The 1,763-nt window shown below is 51.5% G+C and carries 2 protein-coding genes; both read right to left on the minus strand.

The features are described from left to right. Positions 1 to 749: 2-dehydro-3-deoxy-phosphogluconate aldolase (gene dagF / locus ACWPAB_RS15210; RefSeq protein WP_016382385.1), on the minus strand; the 749-nt coding region annotated here is incomplete at its 3' end. A gap of 14 nt (positions 750 to 763) precedes the next feature. Continuing rightward, positions 764 to 1,763 (minus strand): DgaE family pyridoxal phosphate-dependent ammonia lyase (locus ACWPAB_RS15215; RefSeq protein ID WP_107791790.1); only part of this gene is annotated, 1,000 nt, incomplete at its 5' end.

Here is a 1,763-nt window from a genome sequence, read left to right on the forward strand (position 1 = left end):
AAATCCGTCGCATCCACCAATCGCTTGGTAATCGCCCACAATTTAGCCACATCATCTGGCCGAGTCAAGCCGGTTGATTTGTCGATAATGGAGCTGTAGATGTGCGGAATGATTTGCTTCACGCCAGCGTCTAACGCGATTTGGAGAATAGCTTCAAAGTTGTCCAGATCGATGCCGCCGGTTGGTTCCAAGTTGAAGCCTTCAGCTGCGCAAGCCTTGGCAACTGCACGGAACTCTTCTTCGTGCTTCAGGCCGCCCATTGGGAAGAACTTGAAGCTGGTGCCTCCCATGTCTTGCAACAGTGCGATAGCGGTGGCTACGGGCACTTCAGCGGCAGCTTTTTGGCTGCTCTTAGGACCAGTGGCAACGTTGACAATGCCGACTTTGCCGGTTGGGGAAACTAAGCCATTGATCACGGTGTCGTTTTGGCCTAACAAAGCACGGCTGGTGCCAACGCCAGTGAAGACTTGGTTGACATGTTGCGGCTGCAACACCTTGGACACGCGGCTGACCATCGCACTCTGGTTGGGATCACCGGCGCCAAGGCCGACGGAGAGTCCGTTTTGGGTTACAGCTTGATACTTTTTCATATCTTCAATCGCAGCTTCATCAGTGTCGTAGTTTTTGGTCAAAACGCCCACCACGACATGGCCTTCAGCAGCTTGGTAGATATCTTCGGCGTTTTGGATGGAACCAGCCAAAACATTCAGAGCAACACGGTTTTTGTAATAGTTTGGTGTTAAGTTCATGATAGTGATCCTTTCTATGCGAGAATTTCTTTGAGACGAGTGACAATCAAATCCATTTCGGCCTGATCTACCGCACGGATATCGAATTCAATGATGCCTTCATTGGCGCGATATTCACGGGTATAGATCGCCGGGTCGCCGGCTTTGAGTGTTGCCGTCACCTGCTTGGCATTCTTTGGGCTGGTGGCTTCGACAGTCACCGCCGCGCGGAAAATTGGGCGACCAGCGCCATCTTGGACTTCTTTCACATTCAAATGCGGCACCTCATTCAAGGCGGCGACAAACGGATGCAGCCGAGCTTTCATGGCGTCACCGGATTCTGGTCCATTGTCGAGATAATGAATCAAAGCAGTGGTGAAGCCAAGAATGTTTTCTTTGCCGATCTTCATAGCGCGACCGATGCCGAGGCTTTGCAGCTTGGTCCAGCCGATATACGGTTCTTTGCCGAAGACCAAACCGGATGCCGGGCCTTCAATGGCTTTGGCGCCAGAGAAAAGCACGACATCAACGCCCAAATCGACATACTTTTTCAGGTCCTCTTCAGCTGCCGCATCCAGAATTAAAGGCAGATCATGTTTGTGAGCGACTTCGAGGGCTTCTGGAATGGTCAACATGCTCTTTTGAACGGCATGGTGACTTTTCACATAGAAGATTGCCGCTGTCTGTTCGGTGATCATCATCTCAATGTGTTCCGGGGTGCACATGTTGGCATACCCGGCTTCGACCACCTGACCGCCGCCAAGCTCGATCATGACTTCTTCAGGCGTCCCATAGTCAACATTCTGACCTTTTGGCAGAATGATTTCGCGCTTGGTAAAGCGTGGCGAAAACGGGTGGTAGGCATGATACTTACTGCCTTGACCGATGATGCCGGCAACAGCTTCGGCAATCCCGGCGGAAGCCGAATTGACCACAACAGCGCCTTCTGTGCCTAACTTTTTGGCAATATAGGCGCCAGTTTTATCAACCAGATCCTTGATTTCAAAGAAATGGGTGTCACCGAACTGTTGCGCC

The organism is Lacticaseibacillus sp. 30, from assembly GCF_053819265.1.